Source organism: Mucilaginibacter sp. GW821-FHT07H05 (assembly GCF_059418485.1).
Window position 1 is genome coordinate 269937 of record NZ_JBWKPY010000003.1, and the last position, 20107, is coordinate 290043.

The window sequence follows — 20107 nt, forward strand, 5'->3', positions numbered from 1 at the left end:
ATCACTGATCTCTAATCACTATTAACTAATCTATGGCATTTTCTTCAACCCCTCCCATTTCACATTCCATTTACCATCTTTCGGGAAGCCCGGATTTTTAACCGTATTGCCATCCCATCCGGCACACATCATAGCTATGGCGGTCAATAAACCACCGTTGCCCGGCAGGTATATGGTAAGGCGTCCGTCCTGGTAATTATGGCCGTTAGGCAAATAGGTATTGGTTTTTATAGGCATCAGCAAAGCTTCGATAGCTTTTTCAGGCATATTTAAACGGGCTGCGGTCATGGCTACCATCGGGAAATCCCAGCCCCAGGTTTCGGGCCAGTTCCAGCCTTTCCAAATTACGTCGAAAGTTCTGTGCATTACGGCCGTATCCATCAGCCTGTTTTTAGGCATCATACCAAAAGCCGCCAGTGTAGATGGGTGGTCGGTAATATTTTTAGGATTGGTGTATGAGTCAGGCGCGCTTTCGGCCTCCAGGTAAATACCATCTTTTTGCGGCAGCGGCGATAGTTTAGCCATCACCTCGTCCCAGTTTTTATCGCGTGGCAGTTTTAACCGCTGTTTCCATCTTTGCGCTACATCTAAAGCCCAATCCCAATAAACCAACTCGTAGGGTGGGTTAAAGGTCAGTTCGGCCTTGTGTACCTCCTGCGATGGGATCAGCCCTTTGCCTAAGATATAACGCCCGGTCTCCTTATCAAAATAAGCGAAAGATGCCATAAATTCAGCGGTAGCAAATACCAGGTCTTTATACTTATCCAGTGTTTTTTGATCAGGATGCGCACGGTAGGCTTCCTCGGCCATGTAAATAAAGTGCGGCTGTTGCCAGATAAGGAATGCCCCTACGGATGACGGACTTTCATTACCCCAGTTATCCGTCATTTTGGGCCAGCGGATGCCTTTATAACCCTGGCGCTCGGCTATGGCTTTGCCTTTATCTTTTATTTTATCGTACCAACTCAGACTGCTTTCCATCAGTTCCGGCCTGCCCCATAGCGGGAAGTGGGCCGCGTGCCACCAATGCATCTCCAAATGCGGGCGCCCGTACCAGCTGTTGTAGGTTAAACCTGTTTCCTGCGGAGGATAATCGCCGGCGCAGTTTACTTTGGTGAGATATTGCGATAGTATAATGCGGCGCTCTAACTCCTTAGCCCTCGGATCGGTACTGCCCGAAAGATCAACGGCACCACCACTTGTCCAAAATTGTTGCCAGGCTGCTGTACTACCGTTCTTCACCAAGTTGAAGCTAACCGGGACCAGCATTTTGCGGGCATAGCGCGAAAAATTGCAGCTAAACTCTAAATCATTACCGCTTTTGTCGGGCGATAGCACAAACTCGTGCTCCCTGCTTTTAGCCAAACTGGCTTTGCCCGTCCAGTTCATATCGGCCCAATAACGCAGGCCGTTTATCTGGTGCTCAACACTGGCTTTGTTTGCAAAACTGGCCCCGATTGCTGACGTATGTTTTTCCGGATTTTTATAATTTACCCCCATATCGGCAAAGCCGTTGGTTGGGAATGGAAATCGCAACCTCACTTTTAAACGCCCAGCTTTAACCAGAGTAGATGTTACCTTTGCACTAACTACATTTCCCAGATTATAAGTCGACACATCAACCGGCTCACCCTCCACCGTAAAATGGCTTTTAATGCCGCCCGTCCAAAGGTCCAATTCCTGACGGATATCTTTGATATCGGCAGGAACAGCTTCCGACCCATCCTTTTTCAGGATTAGGAACCCTAAGTTGCCCAGTTGCAAACGGTGCGGGTTTTCGCGGTACCAGGCAACGGCTTCCTTGGTGCGTGGTGTGGCATTTTGCTGCACCGAATAGGTTACATCGCGACCGTTAAAATGGTATGTTTTTAATGTCTCATTAAATTTATAGTCGCCTGTATTAGGGAAATTACCCCAACCCCATTCAGACTGTGTACCCAGCGGCACACCTTTAGCATAATACTGCGGGAAAGTTTGCAGACCGGTAGCATCTACAGTGAACGCGAAACGACCGTTGCCTACCGACAAGGAGGCCAAAGTGTCCATCCATGTGTTCACTACATTGTGCCGGCTAACCAATGCCTTGCGGTCGATTTTTTGAACAGTTTTTTGTGCCGATAATAGTCCCGGCAGCAGAACCGTGAGGGTAAGAAAAGAAGCAGATAGTATTTTTTTCATAGATATATTAGGATTCGATCTTAAAGATAAACGGAGCGGCGGTCATATACTTGCCCCCTTGCGATGTGGTGAACAAATAAGTAGGCTTCCCTTTTTGAAACAGCAGTTGCGGCCTTTCAAAACGCCCGTATTTATTGAGGTATTTTGGCGGCGGCGGTTGATTGATCTTGTAATATTCGGCGTTAAAATAAGCAATCTCGGGCTCGTTCCACTTTTTGCCGGTCTTTGATTCCAGTATCAGGCCATATTGATGGTTATAAACACCCATATCCCGCGCCAGCATTTTGAATTTGCCCTTATCCAGCCATACAAATGCATCCTCTAACTGGGCATTGTTACCCTTGCCCGAGAAATCGACAACCGGGTTGCCATCGTACTTTACATACGGACCTTCCAGTTTATCGGCTATAGCCAAACCATATTTGCGGTTACCCTTTACCAGCGGATCGGTAGATGTGGCGTATTCTTTAGTGTTCCACGATTTATAGAACAGCCAGTATTGCCCGTTGGGATGTTTGATGAATGCAGGGTTGGTGGTACAATGATCGTCCCAGGCACCTTCGGGGCCGGGTAATAACAGCGGTGCCTCCGGGCGTGTCCACGGCCCATCCAATGAATCGGCTGTAGCCAAACCTATGCGTTTGGTATTGGTTTTCCCGTTGGAGTTGCCCATAAAAAACAGGCAATACTTACCATCAACAAATTTAATAGATGGATTATGGCAGGTAGTGGCATCCCAAAAGCCAAGGCCTCGTGGCGCTAAGATCACGCCCTTAAAAACAAACTCGCTTTCGGGTGTATCAGCCACGGCATGGCAAATTTCCGAACCGTTGATCCAGCCGCTCATCTTTTTAGTATCCACCCAGCGCGAAAAGAAAACGTGGATCTTACCGTCCGGGCCTTCTATCGGGCTGTTGCACCAAACGTAGTAGCCTTCCATTTCCAGCGTACGGCCAATGGGTTTCAGCTTTTTAGCAAAGGCCGATATATGGTCATCCTCGCCCAAAACCATTCCAGGCATAAGCGCCAGCGCCGAAACCATGCCTATTTGCTGTATAAAATCCCTTCTCTCCATCCTGTTAAAATATTACCTGGTATACAGGCTTTACGGTTATACTGTTAAGCACAGCGTGTGCGCCATCTTTAAAACTAATATCGGTACCAGGCTCAAAATAGATGCCCGCTTTACTCATCAGCGGACTGATCTGTAATACAAATTTCCCTGTACCCAATTGATTTTGATACCGCCTTAAACTGAAAGGCATAGGTTCAATACCATAATAATCATCGGCTGTTATTTTGCCATTGGCATACAAAGCCGCCGTATTACCCCGGTAGTTAAAGGTAGCCAGCAGATCATAAACATTTGCAGGTAAGCGCTTTGGCAAGTTTAACTGATAAGATTTGTAAGGTAGCGTATCTACATAATTAATACCGTAAGCCGGCTTCAGCGGTGTTTCTGTAGATGATGCATACTGCTTTAGTTTATCATCGTTAGATACCTGTTGAAACGGAATAGCAATCGGAGCTGCTGGTTTCAATACCACATCGTACCTGCTAAAAATACCAGAGGCCGGTTCGCTATGCACACCCTTATTTTTTATTCTGATTGCGGGATAGGTGTAAAACGAAAACTGGGCCTGGTCTATAGAACGCATGGTTAGCGAGTCTTTCACCTCATCGTAAAAAACCTGGTTTTTAGACAATAGCAGCGTATTAACTCCTTTAATATTAAAAACATAGCTATACTTAGCTTCATCACGAGGTAAGATAATCAGCTTTACTTTTTTGCCCCCGGTAGTAGTAATATCCACCACACAGTTTTTGCCCGGTTTAATATCGGTAAGATAAGTAGAGTTACTCTCCTTAATCATTTTACCAGTGGCGAACGTGATGGTTTTGAAAGTATTGTTATCCAGTTTAAATTCAGGCTTGATACCATCTATCGGGTAATAAAAATAGCTGTCGCCTAAAATAGCAGCCGGATGTACTGTGGCATATTTGATCAGCAGACCACCTGCGTTATCATTAAACGGGATAGCGCCGTAGGTGCCGTTTTTGATAGCTATCCCTCCCTTTTCAGGGATACGGATGGTTTCAGTCGGCGTTTTAATGGTAAAGGCTACCTGCTGATGATCGGCCATCGTAAAATGCCGTACGTAGTTATTAAAAAACACAAAGCCTGAATTGCCTTTATTACGTACCGAATATCTAAGCGTTTGTAAATCATCTGCCTTAGCAGGGTTATCTGCAGGAATAGTACTGATCATGGGTGCCAGCTTTTCTGAATAGCTGCTTACAAACTGGTGCAGCAGTTTTAAATCGTGATAGCTATCGCGGGTATAGCCCCACTCGGTTAGCGGCGCCTGAAAATCGTACGATATCAGCGGGTAATCGTTAGGGTAAGGATAGATGCCTGTTTTTGATTCCTGGGTCGAATAGGTTTTATCCCAGCTTAAGGGATGCTGCGTACCATGGAAAACATAATAACCCAGCATGTTAGCCCCGGTACCTAAACGGGTATACATCATCCCCATAATATCAGCCGGACTAATAACCGGCCGGCGCAAATAGGTAACCTGGATACCCGGCCCCATCTCCACGGTTAGGAACGGGTGGCGATAAACAGGTTTATTGGGTTCTTCGTTTATAGGCTTGTTAATATCGTTTCCAATGTTTTTATCGCGCCTATCGGTAATAAATGTGTACAAGTTATTGGCCGGCAGTTCTTTAGTGTTTTGTGTCCAGGGGGCATCGGCATAGCCGCCCCACAGCGGTAAAACTTCGTCTTCGGGCACAATTGGTCCGGGCCAGCCGGTCACCACATAATAGGGCACATCCATACCTACCTGTACCGCCAGTTTCTTTAAGGCGGCCATATATTGGTAGCCCGCACTTTGCGGACTGGTACTGCGCACTTCGTTATCTACCTGCAGGCCAATGATGGGTCCACCGTCTTTATAGTATAAACCTTTAAATTGTTTAGCCAGTTCGGTGTACCAGGCCACTACCTCGGGCTGGATACTGCCGTTGGTAGTTGAACGGTCGGTACCGCTTTTCAGTTTCTTTTTTACATACCAATCGGGGAAACCGCCGTTGCGGGCCTCGCCATGCGCCCAGGGGCCAATGCGCACGATGGCTGTAAGCTGGTGCTTAGCGCACAGCTGCAAAAAGTAACGCACATCGCGGTTATCATCAAAACGGAATTTGCCTTCCTGCTCTTCGTGATGGTTCCAGAAATTATAGAGCGCGATAACCTGGATCCCGGCCGCCTTCATTTGCAGCAGGGCCTGCTCCCATTCGGCACGGGGGTAACGTGAGTAATGGATCTCGCCCATTATAGGCAAAATCGGTCTGCCCGATTGTCGCAGAAAGTAATTATTCAGGTCTAACTTTTGCCCTTTGGGATTAACATTAGTACCCTGTTTAAAATGGTTATCTTCAATATACGCCGGGTCTTTCCCTAAAACCACCTGGTGCTCTTCCACAGCCGATTGCCCATAGGCTTTCATCAAAGCCATTGAGCAGGCAGCAATTAACAAACACCTATGTTTTATGGGTTTACGCATCTTACTTCAGGTATTTATTCAATGCCAGATCGGGAAACGATTTGATGCCGTCTACTACTAATTTGGTATTTAACCGGGCACCTGCTTCAATGGTATGCGTAGCATCGGCAGCAAAATAGGTAGAGCGCACTTTGGCCTCGCCTTCGGCATCGTAATCATCTGATATCATTTTGTTCAGATCGATAAAATACGTTCCGGTTTGTTCAGCTACTTCTTTTGCCCACTGCCCATAGCTGTTTACATTATTGCGGCCGGCTGCTTTGCCATCTTTCCAGCTATTACGCGGGATAGGCGAGCATATGATAGGGATAGCACCTTTAGCTTTGGTATCGTTAATATACTTACGCATATACCAGCCGTAGCTATGTACCACTTCCTGCTTTTTCATATATGGCATAGGGTTGTATACTTCTTTCTCCTCGTCGCCAATACCTTTTATGGTGCCGCGGGCGCGGGCCGTATCATCCAGCGGGCCGCCATCGTTGTGGCCAAATTGCATAATCACAAAATCGCCGGGTTTTATTTTTGCCAATACCTTATCCCATAAGCCCATATTAATGTACGACCGGCTGCTGGTGCCGCCCAAAGCGGCATTATCCATATTAATGCGGGTACTGTCAAAATACTCGTGCATATAATGCCCCCAACCCCACTGACCGCGCTCGCCTAATTTCTGACCATCATCACGGCCATTCTTCACGGTTGAATCGCCGATCATAAAAAAGGTAGGTTTATCCTGCGGTTTAATAAACATAAAGGATGACAGTAATACTACTACCGATATCAGCAGGCTTAAACCCGCGTTTTTACGTATAAATTTTTTCATGGTCATTACTGTTTAAGGTAATTGTTCAGGGTGATGGACGGCTGTAATTTCAACCCGTCTACAAACGACTGGGCGTTGATGACCGCGCCGGCCTTGTTAGTATGGGTATGGTCGGTACCAAACAGCGCGAAAACCTGGTCGCGGGTAAGCAGGTTGTATTTATCTGCCGTAATGGTATTGATGTCCACAAAGGCAACGCCTTCCTGTTCGGCTACTTGCTTTGCCCACAGGCCATAATCCTTATTGGCTAAAATAATCTTACCATCCTTATCCCACTCCCTGCGCGGGATCATAGAAACTACAATCGGCGTAGCGCCTTTGGCTTTGGCTTCCCTTACAAACTTACGCAGGTACCAGCCATAGCTATGTACTATTTCTGCCGGTTTGTTGGCCCAGTTTACGGTAACCGAATCATCGCCGGTCCCTTTTAAAACGCCCCGGTCGCCACTTTTTTTAGCGGTATCAACTTTCGATCCTTCGTTGTGTCCGAAACCCATGATCACGTAATCGCCGGGTTTAAGTGATGCGGCCACTTTTGCCCAGCGCCCCTCCCTTGTGTACGAGCGTGTACTGCGTCCTGCCTGGGCGCTGTTGACCACTTTAATTTTATTGGTATCCAGCAAATCGGCAATGGTGGTGCCCCAGCCCCACAATTCCTTATCGTTATTGTGCATGGTTGAATCGCCAACCATATATAACGTCGGCTTTTGTTGATTGATAAATGCCAGACCGATAACAGCTGCCATCAGTAAGGCTAATCCGTATTTTATTCTTTTCATTGGTTTAAGAGGTATTTGTTCAATGGATTTTGCGGGTTGGCCCGGATGCCGTCTACCACCGACTGTGCATTAACCGTAGCGCCCAATTTAGTAGTATGCGTTTTATCCGGCGCGAAGAATTTCGCCACCGAATCAGGTCCCCATTTTTCGTATTTGTCGGCGGTGATATTATTCATATCGATAAACAGTACGCCTTCCTGATCGGCCACTTGTTTAGACCATAAGCCGTAATTCATATCAGCACGCGGCACTTTGCCATCCCTGAACGCATTATGCGGGATCATCGATAATACGATCGGCGTAGCGCCTTTGGCTTTGGCATCCCTGATAAACTTGCGGAAGTACCAGCCAAACGTATGCACAATCTCCAGCTTGCCATCTGGCCAGGTTAAATGTACGGTATCTTCGCCAATGCCTTTTAATACACCGCGACTGATAGCCCGCTGCGCCGCATCGGGATTGGGGCCAACTACACCAGGCTTGGCACCTTCGTTATGGCCAAATACCATCATCACATAATCGCCGGGTTTCAACAGGGAATCTACCTTGTCCCAACGGCCTTCTCTTACAAAACTGCGGGTGCTGCGCCCGGCCATGGCGTGGTTGGCTATGCTGATCTTGGTGGTATCAAAAAAATCGGCAATAGCGGTGCCCCAGCCCATCATAGGCAGGGTATTCTTCGTGGTCGAATCGCCAATGATGTAGATGGTTGGCTTTTGCTGGATAGTAAATGCTAATCCAATTACACCGGCTATGGCCAGCAGCAAGATTAATTTCAATGCCTTTTTCATAGCTGATTATTTTACAATATCGATAACCACACTACCGGCGGCTAAACCTGCAGCCGTAGCTTTAATAGTTGTTTTACCAATGGTTTTACCTTTAACAATGGCAATACATTTACCACGGTAAGTGTGCCTGTCCAGCATCGTAAACGCATCGTGATTAGCCAGATCGCCATTATCAGTAACCGCAATTACACCGGCACCTGCAGCGCTAAAACTGATCACATTATCGCCGTTAGGGCATGGTATGCCGTTAGCATCAACCACACTGGCGGTTACATAAGCCACATCATCCCAATTATTGTTGATCTTAGAGCGATCTACCGTTAACAATATTTTGGCGGGCGCACCGGCTGTTTTCAGTTCCTCCCAGCTTACTTCCTTACCTTTATTTTTACCGATGGCTTTAATAGTGCCTTTTTCAAACGGAACGCTCCAATCGCGCGGCGAATCGTTGGCCGGTTTGGTTTTTGATCCCAATGATTTACCATTCAGGAACAATTCCACCTCATCGCAATTACTGTATACCGATACACGGGCATCGGTGTAAGCGGCCATATCGTTAGGAGTCCAGTCGGCTACCAATGGGCCAGCACCTGCGTTATCGCGTTTGCGAACAATATGCACCACCGGTTTTTCCGACCACCAGCTTTCGCGCTGGAAACTTAACGGGCGCGATCCTCCGGTACGGTCAAGCAGCGCCTGTCCGTTCACTACGTTTGGCCAATCAGCCTCGCCCAGGTAATCCACACCTGTCCATAAAAACTGGCCGGCCACATAAGGGTAATCACGCAGACCTAACCAGGCGCTTAGCGTATGCCCGTTTTCGGTGCCGATCACTATCCAGTCCGGATGTGCCTCGTGCGCGGCAACCAGTTCGTTTTCACGGTAGTTTTGGCCTACTACGTCCATCATTTTAGCAAAGCCGTTATCATATACCTTCGATACATTTGGACGGAACAGCGCCATGGTAACCGGGCGTGTGCCATCGGTAGCATGGATCAAATTCTGCATATCGCGGTATTTTTTAAAGCCCGACGAATCGCCCAGGTTATCGTGGATCTCGTTACCCACGCTATAAATCACAATCGACGGGTGATTGCGGTCGCGCATCACCATATCGCGGGTATCGGTTAAACCCCATTCTTTAAAAAACTTGTCGTAACCGCCGGCGCCGCGCACTTTGTTGGCTTCCCAGGTGTCAAAGTTTTCGTCCATCACCAAAAAGCCCATCCTATCGCACAGGTCTAAAAACTCCGGCGCTACCGGGTTGTGCGATGTACGGATAGCGTTTACGCCGATATCCTTTAACAACTGAAACCTGCGCTCCCATACCCTTAAAGGTACGGCCGCGCCTACCGCCCCGCCATCATGGTGCAGGCAAACGCCTTTCAGCACAACTTTTTTACCATTCAGCAAAAAGCCTTGTGCCGCATCAAACTTGGCCGTGCGGATCCCGAAACTGGTGCTTTGGTCATCTATTACTTTACCACCGGTAGTTACCGATGTAAGGGCTTTGTACAATACCGGGTTAACATTGCTCCACAATTTGGGGTTAGCTATGGTGTAATCATTTTCTACAGTAACCGATTGCCCGGGTTCTACCGTGCGGATAGCGCCTGATACTGCTATCGCGTTTACCGGTTTGCCATCGTCACCCGAAAAAGTTGTTTTAACTGTAAATGTGCTGGCTTTTTTGCTTTCGTTAATAACGGTAGTCTTTACATGTACCGTTGCTTTATCAGCGGTTATTTTGGGTGTGGTTACAAATACGCCCCATTTATCGATATGTAAAGGATCGGTCATAGTTAAACGTACGTGACGATAAATACCCGCGCCGGTATAATAACGTGAGGCTGGCTGAACAGAGTTATCGGCACGCACGGCTATCACATTGGTATTTCCCTTGCCAAATTTCAGGTGGCCGGTTAAATCATAAACGAAGCTGATATAGCCATAAGGGCGTTTACCCAAATGATGCCCGTTGATCCATACATCGCTGTTGGCCATTACGCCGTCAAACTCAACCGAGATCTTTTTCTGCGCGTCGGCCGCGTTCAAATCAAAATACTTGCGGTACCAGCCAATACCGGCCGGCAGGTAGCCACCGCCGCGACCCGTTGGGTTGCTTTTATCGTAAGTACCCAGCGCCATCCAATCGTGCGGTACGTCAACATTTTGCCATTTGGCATCGCTAAATACGGTTTGATCCGCTCCCGTCGCGTCGCCCAGGTAAAATAACCAGGCTTTATCAAAGGATTGTGTTTGGCGCCCGGCAGGCCCGGTTTGCGCGTATAATGTTACTGTTGCCAGCAGCATTAAAAACATGGGTAAGTAGATCTTTCTCATATCAGCAGGGTGTAATTGGTTTATTATTGGGTTTTTGGTTTTGGTTTCAATTCGTCGGGCGCGCCGTTGGTATAGGATATAAACACCTCTTTCGATTTGGTTTTAAAGATCTCGTCGATAGTATTGACATCTATTGCCGTTGTTGGTTTAAACTGTGGCGATGCCATATATTTCATGATGCTATAATATAACTGGCGGGCGGCAGGCCTGTCGGCACTGATATCGGGCGATAGATCGGCGCTGCTGACGATGATACTGCCCCTGCCTACCTTAGCTTCAAATAGCAATCCCAGCGGACGGTTCATAAACCAGGTATCGATAGGTTGTACTAAAGCGCGGAAGCCTTTCGGAAAATCTTCCAGGTGCATTACCTGCGCGTTTTTAAAGATATCCCACCAATTGATCTCGCTATAGCCGGTATTGGGGAAATTGGCGAATATGGGATGCTTCGGATCGCATACAAAGCCCATGGTATGCGGCGGGCGCATTTTAAACCACGATGTATTCCAAAAAACGGGTGTAAAGTTTTGAATGATCTCTTTGCCTTTCACTACCTTACCTGTACCATTCAGGAATACTTTGCCGCCATCGGCTAATACCTGTTTGGCTTTATCATCCAGCGTGGTGGTGTAATAAACATCGGTTTTTACTTCGGCTACCTTTTCGGGATATACCCAAAAATCCCAATCGTTTACAAAAGCGGTATTGGGTACCGATACCTCCAGGTTTAACTTTGCCGTGGCGTTGATAGCTGATAGCGCTACGCTGATCTCGCCCGATGGCTGACAATTATCCAGCACATAATCTTTTTTAGCCAAACTGCCCTGGGCAATTACTTTATGCTGCTCATCAGTTAGTTTCCAGCTTAAAGCGACGCTCATGGGCCGAGTGTAGTTGAATAGTTCCACTTTAGCCTTCAGCGTTTCGCCGGTATTGTACACAAACTTATCGGTGCGGATCAACGGCACAGTTGAATTACAGAAACGAGAGAATTGCTTCGCGCTGATGTACCCTTTACTATCCCAAAAGGCATTTAATACCCCAACTAAAGCGGTACCCTGACCTGGATAATCATTCAGCGATAGCAACTGGATACCCGAATAGCCGGGCGTACGCATAATTTTTTCGATATCGTGCTTATAACACAAGGCTTGCAATTTCCCGGTGGCGGTCAGGAATTTCTCGGCTTCATCGGCCATGCCATGGTCTTTCAGGTCTTCCTGAAACAACTCAAAGTTTTTGGCTTTGTAAACGCCGGTATATTTTTTGATCTCCTTAAAATCGGGGAATGCGCAGTACTGCCCAATCTCGTGCCCAACAAAAGGCACCTTAAATTGCGAGATCTCCTTACTGAAATCAGAATTAGTTTCGGGCTCCTTTGTCCAGGCCAGTCCACGGGCACCAGCACGCACCATATATTCATTGTTAGGGATCACCGGCCAGCTACCACCAACGGACGCGCCGGTGTATAAACGGCGGCTATCTTTCTCTTTCCAGTAGTCTACAAACTTGGTTAAAAACTCAACCTGCTTACCGGCGGGTTCGTTACCATAAGCCAGCATGCAGAACGATGGGTGGTTACCATACAATTTGGTCATACGGTTAGTTTCATCATAGATGTATTGATCGATCGGGCGGCCCAAACCGATACCGCTACCGTGATTAGCCCAGGTTGGCCCTTCGGGCTGCAGGTAAAAGCCGGCTTTATCGGCGGCGTCAAAAGCAGCCTCGGGCGGGCTCCACGAGTGGAAACGCATGTGGTTTAAACCGTGCGCCTTGCAGATGGCGAAGATCCGGGCCCACTCCTTCTCGGTGGTTGGCGCGTAGCCTGTTAAGGGGAACTCGCAGTTGTTCACCGTACCACGCAGCCAAACGTTTTTACCGTTCATGGTAAAATTGCGGCCATCAGCTTTAAACTCGTGCATGCCAAAGGTGAGTTGTTTGGTATCCACCTCATTTTTGGCTGATGTAAATTTGGCAGTTAGTTGGTACAGGGCCGGGTTAAATTCATCCCATGTTACCATTTTAGCGCCCAGGGGCAAATCTATGGTTAGTTCAGCCGTGCCGTTTGTTAGTGTAACGGCTTTGCTTACCGCGGGTACCTGCTGTATGGTAGTTGTGTTAAACGTTTTTGCTGATAATACTACTGTTCCCTTCCCATCAGCGCCATTGCTTTTCAAAACAATTTTTACGTGCGCCGTCTTGGCTTTCAAATCAGGATAAACCTGCACATCTTCCAGCCAGGTAGTTGCACCTGCCCGTAGTTCCATTTTACCGGTAATGCCGTTCCAGTTGCCCTGGGTATGGTCGGTAATACTGTGCGAATCGGGGCCGACGTTGATGGCTTTGATCCGGTTATCTATACAAACCGTCAGCGTATGCTTCCCAGTTGATATTTTGCCGGTCAGGTCAAATTCGTGCGGGGCAACCAGGCTGTTTTGCATCCCAATCTCGGTACCATCTACCCAAAGTTTTGTTTCGGTATGCGGGCGTTCTAAAAATAAAACCACACGCTTGCTTTTCCAATCGGCGGGTACTACCACCTCTTTTTGATACCAGGCGGCTCCGGTATAATGTTTAGGAGGTGTCAGCCAGAAAGGGATTTTGATATTACCCGGCTGGCGATATTTAGCCATGCGCGGATTATAAAACCACGAGCTATCATAAATACTGCCGGTCCATTTGGTTTTCAGGGTGATATTGTTGCCCTTCAACCGCTGTGTCATCGATGCCGGCAGGCAGATAGTATCGCTTAATGATTTGGAGAACCATTTATCCGTTACGCCCTTATCTGTCGAATCAATTTGAAACTTCCATACCCCCGCTAAGGAAATCACATTGCTCACCTTTACAGGCGGGCCTGACATAGACATGGCGCAGCACAATACCGCTACCGCCGCAATGGCCGATGTTAAAATTCTCTTTAAATCGCTGTATGGGTTATTTGTCGCCCGCATTTAAAATCAGTTTAGTTTTTTCCTTCTGTTACACCCGGCCAGCTATCCGTACGGAACGGCGAAGCAGGCAGCCCGGCTGTGTTATATAAATTAGGGGCGGGTATAGCCCGCCATGCAAAACGCACAGCCACAGGTTTATCAACCTGCGGACTGCTTACTACCAGTGTATTGCCATCAATTTTCGCCTGCGCGCCATGAAACACATGGTCTTCACCGGCAATAATAAATTCTTTCAGGTCGCCATCTTTAGCCATCAATCCACCATTAACCTCATCAAAGCTGATCCTGATCTGGCCGCCCTCTACCTTCATTGATTTATAAATCGGGCCTGAATATACCAGATCTTTAAAACCATAATCGTGGGTTAAAGGCCATAATGCCAGTCGTTTGCCAACAATCTCTTTATTCCGTGGATGGATATTGGATGAATCGCCGTTATCTGTAGTTACCACCATACCTGTATGCGGTACCGTTTTATAAGTTAATAATTGCGCTTCGCGGATCTCGGCATTTTGGGTGTAGTGCGGCGAGATCTGCACAAAGTAGAATGGCAGGTTTTGGTTGTGATGATCATCGCGCCAGCTTTTGATCATAGCCGGGAATAGCTTCCGGTATTGGTAAGCCCTGTCGGCATTGCTTTCGCCCTGGTACCATATTACGCCTTTAATGGTATAAGGTACAATAGGCGCTATCATGGCGTTATATAGCTTACTTGGCGATTTACTGTTAGTTACCGGATTGGCCGGTTTTGCAGGAGCTTTTGGGGGTTTAGCATTTTTCAGGCGGGCGGCAGTAGTGTCTTTTTGCCACTGTGCAAATGCCGTATTATAGTTTTGCGTATCCTGCGGATAGGTCTGCACGCTTTTTTCGTAACGGGTTAAAATCGCATTCAGGTCAGGATCAGCTTGCAGGATATCCTTCCGTGTCCACGATTCGGCTGGTGTGCCGCCCCAGGTAGAGTTGATCAAGCCAACAGGGTAGCCAGTTTTCTCGCAGATCTCCCTTGCATAGTAATAGGCTACAGCCGAAAACAGGCGGGCGTTTTGCGGATTGGCTTCCTGCCATTCGCCCTGCGTATCGGTTGCCAGGGTATCGGCTATAGCTTGCTTCACCGTAAAATGCCTGATCATGGGGTTGTTGATTTGAGCTAATACATTCTCAAAACCGATCACGCCGTTTTCCCAGCTGCTGGGCCCCTTACCTATGGTGAACTGCATGTTGGATTGGCCCGAACAGAGCCAAACCTCGCCTATCAGCACATTCTTGATCTCAATTGTGTTTTTACCTTTAAAGGTAAGTGAGTAAGCCGTTTTGCCGGCGGCTGGTGTATTTATGGAGGCCTGCCAGCTTCCTTTAGCATCTGCCGTTACGCGTATAGCTGATTTACTCCAGCTACCTCCTACTTCCACGCTTTCTCCCGGCGCTGCCCAACCCCATAGGGTTACTTTTGATTTTTGCTGCAACACCATATTATCGGCAATTATTGCAGGTAATTTAATATTGGCACAGGCACAGCAGGTGGTTAAAAACAGCAGGGAAAATGCTTGCAGTTTTTTGGTAATACAGTTTACGCTGATCAGTTTAAAAATCATTCTTCTCTTCATAGCTCATATTGGTTTTTAAAGAATTTAAAACTAAAAATTCTTAAAACCATATATCAGGACTGGTTTGCAATTTATTCAGCAGGAAATACCTTACTGAAGCTATAATTGGGTATACGAACTTATAAGATAATTTGCCAAATGGCATCCTGTAGCATCCTGATAAAACCATAAAAAGCGGCCTGTAAGGGCCGCTTTTCGCGATTATAACCAATTTATTACAGAAGAGCAGTTTAATGCATATTAATAGCCGGTGTTTTGGCCATACAGCCCCGGCGCTGCATCTAATTGCGATTGTGGTACAGGATATATTACATAACCCGCTGCTACCGGGTTCATTTGCTTGCGCGAGTCTTCAGCAGGTATCCACTTATTCATAATAGTAAGCAGGTTACCGCTTCTTTGCAGATCGAACCAGCGTGAGCCTTCATCGGCAAACTCTTTACGCCTTTCTTCAAAAAGCCGATCAAGCGTTACACCGCTTATTGCAGGTAAACCAGCACGTGCGCGCACCTGGTTAACCACGCCATCAACATCGGTCGCTAACGAGCCGGGCCCTCCATGCAAAACACATTCGGCTTTTAACATTAGGATATCGGTATAACGAATGGCTATAAAATTAATACCCCAATCAAACCTGCTTGTAGTAGGAATTTTAGTGAAATCAATATACTTTTTAAAGAAAGGCCTTGATTCTGTACTGCCGGCATCAACAAACGATGTGGTATTAATAGTAAATGTTTTACGCACATCAGCCGCATCATAACTATTAAGCAGGTCATTTGATACCGGGATCATCTCAAGGCTGCCGTTTGATTTAGTATCACCTTTAGTTTTAAAATAGCTGTTAGGTGCTAATACCCATGGATAAGTAGCACCGTAAATAGAACTGGTACCGCTTAAGCCTGATTGATACATTACATCAAACACCGCTTCCTTATTACCTGCCGGAGTTGGGCTTTGGTTAGCGTACGAAAATATATTGGCGTAGTTAGGGTTAAAAGCAAACTGGTTACTGGCAATAATATCATTCAATAATGGTACAGCCAGTGCCCATTCGTTTAAACCAAGCCCCGGGCCATCAATACCATAGGTAGGTCCTGACCGGGTCATGTATACTAAGGCCAGTGTGGCTTCGGCCGCGTACTTAGATGCACGGCCTACGTCTACTCCGGTATGTACAGCAGGTAAATTGGCTATTGCAAACTGTAGGTCTGCGATGATAAATTTATAAACATCGACAACCGGACTGCGTGGCACTGTGGTAGCCTCGGATACCAGCAACGGACGATCTACAATAGGCAGTTTACCAAAATAGCGGACCAAATCAAAATAGTAAAAGGCACGTAAAAACCTGCTTTCGGCCTGTAAACGGGTTGATAAACTGGCCGATGCAATGTAGCTGCCGTTTTTAGCTATTTGATCTAATACCGTATTAGCCCTGAAGATGCCGTTAAAATCTGTGCTCCAGGCTTCTTCCACATATACATTACCGGTAATGGCTTTTTGGAAATTATTGATAGGGTCCCAGTCACGCACACCTAATGAGGATACACCGTAGATATTGTCTGACCGGATCTCGGATAGGTTTAGCAACCTGTCGGGATAACCTCTCAAACTGCTATATATGGCGTTAACACCTTGTATAAAATCGCTTGGCGATTGGTAAAAAGTTACCGTCGTACCTGCCGAAATAGGCACCTGGTCTAAATCTTTTTTGCACGATGCAACCAGTACTACGCTTACTATGAATATTGAAAATATCTTTTTCATTTCTTTAATGTTTAAAACAGATTAAAAAGTAATGTTTACACCCATTATCAATGATTTAGCTAATGGCAAACCACCATAATCGCCTGGGGCAAGGTAACTTGCATTACCGCTTAAGTCGGTATTTGTAGCATCGGGGTTGGCACCGCCATAATATTTATCATGACCAAAGAAGTTTTCGGCGGTAATAAATATTCGTGCACTTTGTACAAATTTCTTTTTTGATATGGCACCTAAATTATAACCCAATGTGATATTACGCACCCTGATATAATCAGATGAATACAACCAATCGGTATTAACTATACGGCCAAACGTAGAGTAAACTTTACTTACACGACCTGCTCCCGGGTCACTTGGCGATCGCCAGCGTTGCTCGTAAAATGCCGGTGCATTATCAGTAAAGCCCTGCCCGGTACGGGTGATTGCCCTGCCTAATAATGAATAAATAGAACCGCCGTTTTGGCCTTGCACTAAAACACTCAGATCAAAACCTTTGTAACGGAACGTATTGGTAATACCCCAAATAAAATCGGGGTTAGGATGGCCTACTATTTGGCGGTCGTTGGCATCAATAACACCATCCGGTACGCCATTTGGCCCACTGATATCCTCATATTTTGGGTCACCAACTGTTTCTGTGCCGAAAGTTGCAGCATGTGCAGCAATATCAGCCTGCGACAGGATACCTACCTGTTTAACAACAAAAATACTGTTAACCGGTTGCCCTACCCTCAAAATAAAGTTAGAGATATCAAATGATGAGGGAAGCAGAATTTGTGATTGGCCCGGGCCCAATGCCACTACTTTATTAGTATTATGGCTGATATTGAGTGTGGTTGTCCATTGAAACTTACCAATCAGGTTACGACCGGTCAATTCCAATTCCTGGCCGATATTCCTTACCGAGCCAGTATTGTTCAAAAATGTTGGGAAACCTGTGGTTTCAGGCACTTGTACATTTAATAATAGCTGTGTGTTTAGCTTATTGTAATAATCAAATGAACCGGTAATACGGTTATTTAATATACCAAAATCAAAACCCAAATCGTACGTTACCGATCTTTCCCATTGCAGATCGGGGTTGGCTATACGGGCGGGCGCCTGACCTAAAGCGGCAACCTGGGTAGCGCCAAACACATAGCCGGCTGATGTTAAAGTTGGAATAGCGCCGTAATCGGTGCCTAAATTATTACTACCATTAACACCTACACTGGCACGCAATTTCAAGTCGCTGATAATCGTTGCTTTACGCATAAAGCTTTCCTGATTTACCCGCCAACCTAAAGATGCCGAAGGGAAAACCCCATATTTAGTATTAGCACCAAATCTTGAAGAGCCATCTTCACGCAAACTGGCCGATAACAGGTATTTCTCTTTGTACGCGTACTGAACCCGGCTGAAGTACGATACCAAAACGTTTTGGGTGGCCGATGTACTGCCGGTAATAGCCGCAGCCGCGTTTAACGTTTGTATAACACTGCTGGTATACCCCCCGCTTGATGATGCGGATGAATTATCCGTCCTGTCCCAGTTATAGGATTGGCCTAACAATACATTTAGGCTATGATCTGTATTAAAAGTGGTATTATAAGTTAGCGTATTTTCGTTTACAAAAGTTTGGCGTTTGTAAGTATTATAAGTACCCGATGTGTTGGCCGCAAGGTTTGGATTGCTTGTGGCGTTAAATGTACGGCTTTGTAAGGTACTTGATACGGTATATGGCACGTAGCTGCGCGATGTATTATCTGTATTATCAAAGTTTACAGAACTCCGGAAGGTTAGGCCTTTTAATATTTGATATTCGCCATAAATAGTGGCCAACGTGCGGTATTTTTTACTTTCGCCCACAATATTTTCCAGTTTGGCAACCGGGCTGTTGGTGGTATTACTCCACAGGTATTGCGCGTTTTTAAAAGTGTTAGCATAATTGCCTACCGTATCTTCCTGCACGGGGCTCATACTTAATGCTTGGTGGTAGATATTATCCTTGCCTTCCACGCCAGGGTCTTCGGTTATGGAGTATGTCGGCGCCAGGTTTAAACCTATTTTCAGGTTTTTTGCGGCGCTTACTTCTACATTGGCCCTGGCCGAATACGATTTATAGCCGGTATGTATTACGAAGCCATTTTGATTAGCAAAATTGCCGGATACAAAGTATTTAACTGATTCGGTACCACCGCCTACAGAAACTTCGTGATTTTCCATCAAGCCTTTTCTAAATATCTTGTCTTGCCAGTCAATAAACTGCAAACCCGGATGCCCCGGTGTCGACCAGCGAGGATCAAGAAAATAGGCTACATTTAACTGCCCTGGCTGAAGTTGTTTGGTTGGGTCGCTAATGGTTAAATTAATTTTTTGCCTGCGGGTTTCGTAATTATCACCAGCGGTGGCGCCCTGCGCAGCGTAAGTGCTTACATATTGCCCGTTAATAATTTCGGTAGCACGGTCAATCCAACCCTGGCCGTCAAGCATATTTACTTTACGGCTGGCCTGGTTGTAGCCAAAATAACCATTGTAACTAATTTTGGGCGCACCAGTTTTACCGCGTTTGGTAGTGATCAAAACCACACCATTTGATGCCCTTGAACCATAAATAGAAGCAGCGGCGGCATCCTTTAATACTTCTATAGATTCGATATCATTAGGATTGATATTATCCAAAGGGTTGCCATTGGAGAAATTACCCGCACCGTTTGTAGAGGCCGTTGATAACGGAAAACCATCTAAAACATACAGCGGTTCATTACCGGCGCTTATAGAACCTGTACCGCGAATTTGAATACTAAACGGTTTACCGGGTGTTCCACTGGTTTGTTTAACCGTTACACCCGCCAATTGCCCTACCAAAGCCTGGTCTACACGGGTAATAGCCCGCTCGTCCAGGTTTTCGTTTCTTAATGTGGCAACAGCCCCGGTAACATTCGATCGTTTTTGTGTGCCGTAACCTATTACAACAGCTTCGTTTAACTGGCTGTTAGTTTCGGCAAGGGTTACGTTAATTACACTGGAATTAGCTACAATAATTTCTTTTGTTTCGTAACCTATCGATTTAAAAACCAACACCTGGCCCGAAGAGGCCTTGATGGTATATTTGCCGTTTACATCGGCAACTGTACCCGTTGTTGTTCCTTTTATTTGCACTGAAGCGGCCGGGATAGAGAGGCCTTTAGCGTCGCTGACAGTGCCGGAAATACTCAATTGCTGAGCCATAACACTTTGCAGAACCATTACCGTAAAAAAAAGTAATAGCAATAGCTTTTTAGGGGGGTAACTAATCGCTTTTTTCATAG

Annotated in this window: 11 protein-coding genes; all 11 read right to left on the minus strand. The window is 46.4% G+C overall.

Annotation, left to right across the window (positions count from 1 at the left end):
- Positions 1-30: 30 nt before the first annotated feature.
- The 11 genes from AC07M6_RS08995 to AC07M6_RS09045 all read right to left on the minus strand — a co-directional run bounded on the left by AC07M6_RS08995 (position 31) and on the right by AC07M6_RS09045 (position 20105).
- Positions 31-2178 (minus strand): hypothetical protein, encoded by a 2148-nt coding sequence (locus tag AC07M6_RS08995; RefSeq protein ID WP_494888675.1) that lies wholly within the window; start codon positions 2176-2178, stop codon positions 31-33.
- Positions 2179-2185: 7 nt separating this feature from the next.
- Positions 2186-3253, minus strand: a complete 1068-nt coding sequence (locus tag AC07M6_RS09000) for a glycoside hydrolase family protein (RefSeq protein ID WP_494888676.1) — start codon at positions 3251-3253, stop codon at positions 2186-2188.
- A gap of 4 nt (positions 3254-3257) precedes the next feature.
- A complete protein-coding gene (locus AC07M6_RS09005; RefSeq protein WP_494888677.1) occupies positions 3258-5699 on the minus strand; it encodes a beta-galactosidase in 2442 nt (813 codons plus the stop codon).
- Positions 5700-5748: 49 nt separating this feature from the next.
- The gene (locus AC07M6_RS09010) at positions 5749-6573 is read right to left on the minus strand and encodes a rhamnogalacturonan acetylesterase (RefSeq protein ID WP_494888678.1); all 825 of its coding nucleotides are present in this window, start codon (positions 6571-6573) and stop codon (positions 5749-5751) included.
- A gap of 5 nt (positions 6574-6578) precedes the next feature.
- Positions 6579-7352: a rhamnogalacturonan acetylesterase gene (locus tag AC07M6_RS09015; RefSeq protein ID WP_494888679.1), complete on the minus strand. Its 774-nt coding sequence runs from the start codon at positions 7350-7352 to the stop codon at positions 6579-6581.
- On the minus strand, positions 7349-8143 hold the full coding sequence (locus AC07M6_RS09020) for a rhamnogalacturonan acetylesterase (protein ID WP_494888680.1): 795 nt from the start codon (positions 8141-8143) through the stop codon (positions 7349-7351). The genes AC07M6_RS09015 and AC07M6_RS09020 overlap by 4 nt, the downstream gene beginning before the upstream one ends.
- 6 nt (positions 8144-8149) lie before the next feature.
- The gene (locus AC07M6_RS09025; RefSeq protein WP_494888681.1) at positions 8150-10486 is read right to left on the minus strand and encodes a glycoside hydrolase family 2 TIM barrel-domain containing protein; all 2337 of its coding nucleotides are present in this window, start codon (positions 10484-10486) and stop codon (positions 8150-8152) included.
- Positions 10487-10509: 23 nt separating this feature from the next.
- Positions 10510-13443, minus strand: coding sequence for an exo-beta-1,4-galactosidase (locus AC07M6_RS09030; RefSeq protein ID WP_494888682.1), 2934 nt, complete (start codon positions 13441-13443; stop codon positions 10510-10512).
- A gap of 11 nt (positions 13444-13454) precedes the next feature.
- Positions 13455-15047 (minus strand): sialate O-acetylesterase, encoded by a 1593-nt coding sequence (locus AC07M6_RS09035; protein ID WP_494888683.1) that lies wholly within the window; start codon positions 15045-15047, stop codon positions 13455-13457.
- Positions 15048-15287: 240 nt separating this feature from the next.
- A complete protein-coding gene (locus tag AC07M6_RS09040) occupies positions 15288-16817 on the minus strand; it encodes a RagB/SusD family nutrient uptake outer membrane protein (protein WP_494888684.1) in 1530 nt (509 codons plus the stop codon).
- 21 nt (positions 16818-16838) lie between these two features.
- Positions 16839-20105, minus strand: a complete 3267-nt coding sequence (locus tag AC07M6_RS09045) for a SusC/RagA family TonB-linked outer membrane protein (protein WP_494888685.1) — start codon at positions 20103-20105, stop codon at positions 16839-16841.
- Positions 20106-20107 lie beyond the last annotated feature (2 nt).

Coding starts and splice junctions, on each gene's coding strand:
- AC07M6_RS09010 (WP_494888678.1), bottom strand. CDS start 6,573: ATGAAAAAATTTATACGTAAAAACGCGGGTTTAAGCCTGCTGATATCG.
- AC07M6_RS09035 (WP_494888683.1), bottom strand. CDS start 15,047: ATGAAGAGAAGAATGATTTTTAAACTGATCAGCGTAAACTGTATTACC.
- AC07M6_RS09015 (WP_494888679.1), bottom strand. CDS start 7,352: ATGAAAAGAATAAAATACGGATTAGCCTTACTGATGGCAGCTGTTATC.
- AC07M6_RS09025 (WP_494888681.1), bottom strand. CDS start 10,486: ATGAGAAAGATCTACTTACCCATGTTTTTAATGCTGCTGGCAACAGTA.
- AC07M6_RS09005 (WP_494888677.1), bottom strand. CDS start 5,699: ATGGCTTTGATGAAAGCCTATGGGCAATCGGCTGTGGAAGAGCACCAG.
- AC07M6_RS09040 (WP_494888684.1), bottom strand. CDS start 16,817: ATGAAAAAGATATTTTCAATATTCATAGTAAGCGTAGTACTGGTTGCA.
- AC07M6_RS09030 (WP_494888682.1), bottom strand. CDS start 13,443: ATGCGGGCGACAAATAACCCATACAGCGATTTAAAGAGAATTTTAACA.
- AC07M6_RS09045 (WP_494888685.1), bottom strand. CDS start 20,105: ATGAAAAAAGCGATTAGTTACCCCCCTAAAAAGCTATTGCTATTACTT.
- AC07M6_RS09020 (WP_494888680.1), bottom strand. CDS start 8,143: ATGAAAAAGGCATTGAAATTAATCTTGCTGCTGGCCATAGCCGGTGTA.
- AC07M6_RS09000 (WP_494888676.1), bottom strand. CDS start 3,253: ATGGAGAGAAGGGATTTTATACAGCAAATAGGCATGGTTTCGGCGCTG.
- AC07M6_RS08995 (WP_494888675.1), bottom strand. CDS start 2,178: ATGAAAAAAATACTATCTGCTTCTTTTCTTACCCTCACGGTTCTGCTG.